Origin of the sequence: Pseudomonas taeanensis MS-3 (assembly GCF_000498575.2) — a bacterium.
Taxonomy (GTDB): Bacteria; Pseudomonadota; Gammaproteobacteria; order Pseudomonadales; family Pseudomonadaceae; genus Aquipseudomonas; species Aquipseudomonas taeanensis.
This window is the reverse complement of the sequence record NZ_AWSQ01000004.1, coordinates 835,281-842,521: the sequence shown is the minus strand read 5'-3', so window position 1 is coordinate 842,521 and position 7,241 is coordinate 835,281. Positions and strand designations below refer to the sequence as shown.

At 61.7% G+C, this 7,241-nt stretch carries 7 protein-coding genes; 5 read left to right on the top strand and 2 right to left on the bottom strand.

The window, feature by feature from the left end; all coding sequences use genetic code 11:
- Positions 1-43 precede the first annotated feature (43 nt).
- A complete protein-coding gene (locus TMS3_RS17380; RefSeq protein WP_025166561.1) occupies positions 44-1,054 on the bottom strand; it encodes a DUF2804 domain-containing protein in 1,011 nt (336 codons plus the stop codon).
- 266 nt (positions 1,055-1,320) lie between these two features.
- On the opposite strand from TMS3_RS17380, the gene TMS3_RS17375 reads away from it, so the two are divergent.
- From TMS3_RS17375 to TMS3_RS17355, 5 genes are all read left to right on the top strand, one after another.
- On the top strand, positions 1,321-1,821 hold the full coding sequence (locus TMS3_RS17375) for a DUF2059 domain-containing protein (protein WP_025166560.1): 501 nt from the start codon (positions 1,321-1,323) through the stop codon (positions 1,819-1,821).
- A gap of 12 nt (positions 1,822-1,833) precedes the next feature.
- Positions 1,834-2,133, top strand: coding sequence for a BolA family protein (locus tag TMS3_RS17370; RefSeq protein WP_025166559.1), 300 nt, complete (start codon positions 1,834-1,836; stop codon positions 2,131-2,133).
- Between the two features lie 155 nt (positions 2,134-2,288).
- Positions 2,289-3,227 carry an oxygen-dependent tRNA uridine(34) hydroxylase TrhO gene (gene trhO, locus TMS3_RS17365; RefSeq protein WP_025166558.1) on the top strand — a complete coding sequence of 313 codons (939 nt, stop codon included), beginning with the start codon at positions 2,289-2,291 and terminating at the stop codon, positions 3,225-3,227.
- A 3-nt stretch (positions 3,228-3,230) separates the two neighbouring features.
- Positions 3,231-3,863 (top strand): DsbA family protein, encoded by a 633-nt coding sequence (locus TMS3_RS17360; protein WP_025166557.1) that lies wholly within the window; start codon positions 3,231-3,233, stop codon positions 3,861-3,863.
- Positions 3,856-5,634: an ABC transporter ATP-binding protein gene (locus tag TMS3_RS17355; RefSeq protein ID WP_025166556.1), complete on the top strand. Its 1,779-nt coding sequence runs from the start codon at positions 3,856-3,858 to the stop codon at positions 5,632-5,634. The genes TMS3_RS17360 and TMS3_RS17355 overlap by 8 nt, the downstream gene beginning before the upstream one ends.
- Positions 5,635-5,709: 75 nt before the next feature.
- On the opposite strand, the gene TMS3_RS17350 is transcribed toward TMS3_RS17355, so the two are convergent.
- The gene (locus TMS3_RS17350; RefSeq protein WP_025166555.1) at positions 5,710-7,206 is read right to left on the bottom strand and encodes a TolC family protein; all 1,497 of its coding nucleotides are present in this window, start codon (positions 7,204-7,206) and stop codon (positions 5,710-5,712) included.
- Positions 7,207-7,241: the final 35 nt, after the last annotated feature.

The following is a 7,241-nucleotide window of genomic DNA, read 5'->3' as shown; positions in this document are numbered from 1 at the left end:
GCCTTCGCTCGCTACATTTTTCAACGGCCTGCTATTGCAACGATTACCAGCGGGTGTGGGTTGCACCGAGCCAGCCGACTGCTGCATCCACCGGTACGCGCTCGCCAAGCGGGCCGCGCAGTACACCGTGGAAATGGCCGAACAACTGCCGGGTGTCGGCGTAGAACGGCCCCATACGTCGGCAGGCATGATGCTGCTGGCGCGGGGTGAAGGTCAGGGCGACGCGTTCATCGTCGGTGCTCAGCTGCCAGGGGGCCAGCGGGTTGTCTGGGGTCGGCTGGATATGCACCGGTGTGTTCAGGTGCAGCAGTTCGCCGCCAAACCACAGGGCATTCTCCGAGAGACCACTGTGATCGGTCCAACCCGAACCGAAGTTGCCGGCAATGCCACCCGATGCGGCAAACGCCGCGCGCGTCCAGTGGCTGCGCAACGGCCAGACGCCGCGACCAAAATCCATGGCGGCAAAGCTATGTCCGGGCACGCACTCATAGTGCTGGCTTCCCAGCTGCAGGCTGCCGCTGGTGGGCAGGCCTAGCTGTCGGCAGGTGGCGTGAAAGCTGTGCTTGCCGAGTGGAGCGACCAGATTGACCGAGTCGAGATGGGCGGGACGCTGGATATCCAGCGCCACGTGCAGTGGTTGCCCGCCGATATCCGGCGCGGCCACTGTCACGCGCAGGCGTCCCGGGTATTCGGCAAAACGCAGTTGCAGGCGTGGATGCTCGAATTCGTGGCTGTGCTGCGGTTGATCCGGCAGTTGTTTGCCGAATGCAATCGGTCGTGCCTGGCTATGCGCGACCGATTGGCCACTTTGCAGATCGAGAAAGTAGGCGGAGCCGTAGCTGAGGTAGTCGAAGTCCGCCTGGGTCAGCGACAGCATCCATCGCGGAGTGGTGATGCACCAATGGTTCCAGCGCTTGCGCCTGCCTAAGTGACCGGAAATGGCGCAGCTGACGCGAGGGCGTGGCGACCAACCGATGGCCTGCGGGTTGAGACGACCATGGGCATCACACAGCGCGATCAAGGCGGAGGGGGGCTGCTGATTGAGGCTGTTCATCTGACACGTCCATGTGTGTACTGCTGGCGGCGCAACTGGGCGCCGGCAAAAGAGCATAAAAGCGAATGATGACGCAGAGCATGCACGGGCATTCATTGCCAGGGCAAGTACTGGCATTTTGGCCTGGCTACAGGCCGTGCGCCAGTCAAGGGTTCTGCGGTGATGGTGAGTGTTGCGGGGAATACTTGAGTGGTAGAGGGCCTAGGGCACAAAATGGCGGCCTTCAGGGTCTAACCAGGCTCGTGCCATTCGCTTAGGAGTACCCGATGCCTCGTTTATCTGCCCTCTGTGCCAGCGTACTGTTGGTTTGCAGCAGCGCCCAGGCGTTGGCCGACGCCAGTAGCCATGCGGCCGATGCAGAGCGCTTCCTGCAGTTGGCGCGTGCCGACAAACTGGCCGTGCCAGTGTATGCCCAGGTGCAGCAGATGTTTGCTCAGCGTTTTGCTGAGAGTAACGCGCCTGACAGTCAGAAGGCGCTGTTGGAGACCTATCAGGCCAAGGCCAATGCGGCGCTGGATCAGGCCGTCGGCTGGGACAAACTCAAGCCGGACATGGTCAAGCTCTATACCAGTAATTTCAATGAGCAGGAGCTCAAGGAACTGATCGACTTCTATCAGTCGCCACTGGGCCAGAAAGTGCTGCAGAAAATGCCGACCTTGACTGCGCAAGCCGCGCAACTGACCCAGGGCAAACTGCAAGCGGCCGTGCCTAAAGTGAACAAGATGCTGGCGGACATGACTGCCGAGCTGGAACCGAAAAAGCCGTAAACGGAGCAATGAATGTCGAAACTCGCACAACTCCAGACGGCTTTCGCCGCTCTGGAACCCCAGCACCTCGAGGTGCTGGACGAAAGCCACATGCACAGCCGCGGCCTGGAAACCCACTACAAGGCGGTCATCGTCAGCCCGCAGTTCAGTGGGCTGAATGCCGTTAAGCGGCATCAGAAGGTGTATGCCGCGCTGGGTGAACTGATGAGCCAGTTACATGCCTTGGCTTTGCACACCTACACGCCCGAAGAATGGCTGGCGCAGGGCGCAGCACCGGATTCGCCGACCTGCCGTGGCGGCAGTAAGGACTGAGGTGAGCGCGTCTGCCAACTGACGGATGCGGCAATCCAGCGCTACACCTTGGCCGCCAACAAACGTAAACTGTGCGCCGCGCCGGCCCTCGCCGGCGCCTTGGTTTATGTATCCAGTCCGCCCTTTACGTGGGCGACTACTGAAGGACAATCCCCATGACCGACAAAATCGTCGTAGCGGCGCTGTACAAATTCGTCTCCTTGCCCGACTTCGAAGCGCTGCGTGAGCCCCTGCTCAACGCGATGCTGAAACATGGCATCAAGGGCACGCTGCTGATCGCCGAAGAAGGTATCAATGGTACCGTCTCCGGTAGCCGCGACGGCATCGATGGCCTGCTGGACTGGTTCAGGCTCGACCCGCGCCTGGCCGATGTCGATCACAAGGAGTCCTATTGTGACGAACAGCCGTTCTACCGCACCAAGGTCAAGCTGAAGAAAGAGATCGTCACCCTGGGCGTTCCCGGCGTAGACCCGAATCAGCAGGTGGGCCGCTATGTCGAGGCGAAGGACTGGAACGCGCTGATCAGCGACCCAGAGGTGTTGTTGATCGACACGCGCAACGATTATGAAGTGTCGATCGGCACCTTCGAAGGTGCGCTCGACCCGAAGACCAAGTCGTTTCGCGAATTTCCCGAATACATTCAGGCCAACTTCGACCCGAGCAAGCACAAGAAGGTGGCGATGTTCTGCACTGGTGGTATCCGTTGCGAGAAGGCTTCCAGCTATATGCTCGGCCAGGGCTTCGAAGAGGTGTTCCACCTCAAGGGCGGCATTCTCAAGTACCTGGAAGAAGTCCCGCAGGAGCACAGTAAGTGGCAGGGCGACTGCTTTGTCTTCGACAACCGGGTCACCGTGCGCCATGACCTGTCCGAGGGCGATTACGACCAGTGTCACGCCTGTCGCACGCCGATCTCCGTAGAGGATCGTCAGTCCGAGCATTACGCGCCCGGCATCAGTTGTGCGCATTGCTGGGATTCGCTGCCAGAGAAGACCCGCGCCGGTGCACGTGAACGGCAGAAGCAGATCGAGCTGGCGCTGGCACGCAAACAGCCCCATCCGCTCGGTTATAACCCACGTCAAGCCAACGAGGATTAAGCCATGCAGGCCCGCTTGCTCTATGTGATGGACCCGATGTGTTCCTGGTGCTGGGGCTTCGCTCCGGTCATCGAGTCTCTCGCTGAGCAGGCGGCCACCGCCGGTGTGCCCCTGCAGTTGGTGGTCGGTGGCCTGCGCCGTGATCGCATCGCCATCGACGCGGCCGCGCGAGTGCGTTACCTGGGTTACTGGCAGGCGGTGAATGCCAGTACCGGCCAGTTGTTCAACTTCGCCGATGGCCTGCCCGAAGGCCTGGTCTATGACACCGAGCCGGCCTGTCGCGCACTGGTCACCGCCCGTGAGCTCGCCCCGGATCTCGCCTGGCCATTGACTCGGCTGATCCAGCAGGCGTTCTACACCGAAGGTGTCGATGTGACCCAGGCCGGTGTGTTGCTACGGCTGGCCGAGCAAGCGGGAATTCCTCGTATCGAGTTCGCCGAGGCGTTCGACAGCCCGGCCATGCATGCGGCTACGGCGGCCGATTTCACCTGGGTGCAGGACCTCGGCATCGCCGGCTTCCCAACCCTGCTGGCCGAGCGCGAGGGGCAACTAGCCCTGCTGACCAATGGCTACCAGCCACTAGAGACCCTGGCACCCCTGCTGGGGCGCTGGCTGGAGCGGGCCACGCATGACTGACAGGCTGAGCTGGGCGGAGATTCGCCGCCTGGCCTTGCATCACAAGAAAGCCTTGCTGCTGGCCAACGGCGTGGCGGTACTGGCCACCCTGAGCAGCGTGCCGATTCCGTTGTTGCTGCCGCTGCTGGTCGATGAAGTGTTGCTGGGGGATGGCAACGCGGCGTTGCAGGTGATGGACCGCTTCCTCCCTGCCGGCTGGGAAACGGCCGCCGGGTATATCGGCCTGATGCTGTTGCTGACCTTGTTGCTGCGCGGCTCGGCGTTGATCTTCAACGTGCTGCAGGCACGTCAGTTTGCGCGCCTGTCCAAGGACATCGTCTACCGCATCCGCATCCGCCTGATCGAACGCCTCAAGCGCATTTCCCTCGGCGAGTATGAAAGCCTCGGGGGCGGCGCAGTGACCACGCATTTGGTCACCGACCTGGACACCTTGGACAAGTTTGTCGGTGAGACCCTCAGTCGCTTTCTGGTGGCGGTGCTGACTCTGGCCGGTACGTCGGCGATCCTGCTGTGGATGCATTGGCAGCTGGCCCTGTTGATTCTGTTATTCAACCCCTTGGTGATCTACGCCTCGGTGCAATTGGGCAAGCGGGTCAAGCACCTGAAGAAGCTGGAGAACGACAGTACCTCGCGTTTCACCCAGACCTTGACCGAAACCCTGGAGGCCATCCAGGAGATCCGCGCCAGTAATCGCCAGGGTTATTTCCTCGGCCGCCTCGGCGGGCGGGCCCGGGAAGTGCGCGACAACGCGGTGGCCTCGCAGTGGAAGAGCGATGCTGCGAACCGCGCCAGTGGCCTGTTGTTTCAGTTCGGTATCGACGTGTTTCGCGCCGCGGCCATGCTCACCGTGCTGTTCTCCGACCTGTCGATCGGCCAGATGCTCGCGGTGTTCAGCTACCTGTGGTTCATGATCGGCCCGGTGGAACAGTTGCTCAGCCTGCAATACGCCTTCTATGCGGCTGGTGGGGCGCTGCAGCGGATCAACGAACTGTTGGCGCGCGCCGACGAACCGCAGTACCCGGGCCGTGCCGATCCCTTCAGTGGGCGTGAGACCGTCGGCATCGAGGTGCAGGGGCTGACCTTCGCCTATAACGACGAACCGGTGCTGGACCAGCTCAACCTGAGCATTGGACCGGGGGAGAAGGTGGCCATCGTCGGCGCCAGTGGCGGCGGCAAGAGCACGCTGGTGCAACTGCTGCTCGGTCTTTATACGCCGCAGGCAGGCAGTATCCGTTTCGGTGGTTACAGCCAGCAGGAGATTGGTCTGGAGACAGTGCGCGAGCAGGTTGCGGTGGTGCTGCAACATCCGGCGCTGTTCAACGATACGGTGCGCGCCAATCTGTGCATGGGCCGTGAGCGGAGCGATGAGGCCTGTTGGCGCGCCCTGGAAATCGCCCAGCTGGTCGAGACCATCCGCCTGCTGCCGCAAGGGTTGGACAGTGTCGTCGGGCGTTCCGGCGTGCGCTTGTCCGGCGGTCAGCGCCAGCGTCTGGCCATCGCGCGCATGGTTCTGGCCGAACCGAAAGTGGTGATCCTCGACGAGGCCACCTCGGCCCTGGATGCCGCCACCGAATATGCCCTGCACCAGGCCCTGGCCCGTTTCCTCAATGGTCGTACTACCCTGATCATTGCCCATCGCTTGAGTGCGGTGAAGCAAGCCGACCGGGTGCTGGTATTCGACGGCGGCAGCATCGCCGAGGACGGCGATCACCAGCAGCTGATCGCAGTTGGCGGGCTATATGCCAAGCTGTATGGGCATTTACAGCATTGAATCGTGGGCACAGGAATAACGCTGATTTAGCGCTATTCCTGTGTCACTCCATAACGTTTTCAGGCACCTGCGGTGTTACTCGCTAGGTGCCAGATTGCCCTGCTGCCAGCGTGTTTCACTGTCGGCAAATGCCTGGGTGATGACATTCAACTCGGTCGATGGCAATTCGCGTGGCAGCGGGTCCAGACCTGCGCTGGAGTACAACTGGCCATAAGCATTGCGCATTTCGGCGTAGGAGAGGTCGCGACGCAGGTCGGCTTGCAGGGCATTTAGCTCGCCCTGTATCAGCTCCAGCTCACCAATTCCCTGCGCCTGGTAGCGGTTGCGCAACTGCTCGACGATCTGCGTGTCCAGGCCCGCCAGTTCCTGGCTGGTCTGGAACTGGCGTTGCGCCTCGTTGAAGTTGGCATTGGCCACGTAGAGCTGGGCGAGCACCGCGATGGACAACGCCTGACGCCGTGCCGTCGCTACATCCTGCCCCGCCTTGGCGGCATCAATGGCTGCTGGGGCAGAGAGCACGTTGAACAGATTCCAGGTCACTTTCACGCCATAGTCGGCCCAGCTCTGGTTGACCAGAAAAGAGTTGCTGTCGTAGTGGCCGCCCGCGGAGAACTCGAGGCCTGGCAACAAGCGCAACATCGCCTTACGCGTTTCCGCCGCGCTGATGCGTGTCTGGTAATCCTGTTCGCGCAATTCCGGGCGGTTGGCCAGCGCTTGCTGCTCGAGGCTGGCGAGTTCTACCTTGAGTTCCGGTATCTGATAATCGTCCGGAGAGACGAGAGTGAACGGGGTGCCCAGCGGCAAGTTGATCAGGGTTGCCAGTTCGGTCTTGGCCAGCGAAAGCGCGCGGCGCTGCTGTTCCAGTTGGCGGGTCGCCTCGATCAGGGCGCGCTGATAGCTGAGCGCCTGGATCGGGTCGCCGATACGCTGCTCGCTCATGCTTCGGCTGTTGTCACGGGCTTGGCCGACTCGGGTCATTAGGGTGTCGATTTTACCCAGCAGCCGGTCGGCAGCCACTGCACGCCAGTAAGCGGAGCGCACATCCTGAGTGATAGTGTGGATTACCTTGCGTCGGCGCTCTTGCACGATCAGGCGCTGGTCGGCCTGCTGTTTGGCGCTGACGTAACTGACCCCGAAGTCGAGGACGTTCCACACCATGGTCAGGTCCGCCACGCCGCGGTCGCGGTCCTGGGAAGTAGAGGGTTCTAACGACTGAGTACCGGTGTCGACGCTCTGGCTGCTGGAGGCACTGACGTTATTACGCCCGGCGTAGCCGGCCGAAGCTGCCATGCGCGGCAGCATGTCGAAGCTGGCCAGGTCGACCTGGCGCTCGGCCAGGGCCTCTTCCATGACCTTGAGACGCGCCTCAAGGTTGTATTTGACTGCGCGTGCCATGGTTTCGTGCAGTGTCAGTGCGCCGCTGAGAGGCTCCTGGTCCTTGAACATATTTATCAGGTCACTCTGGGCGCGTTGCTCGCTCACGCTTCGATCAATCGGCTGACTGGTCACAGCACAGCCGCTGACGGCCAGTGCTAACAGACTGACGCCAAACAGTTTATGGCTCTTTTTCATCCTTGGGCCGCCCCCTTGTCGCGGCACAATCCTTC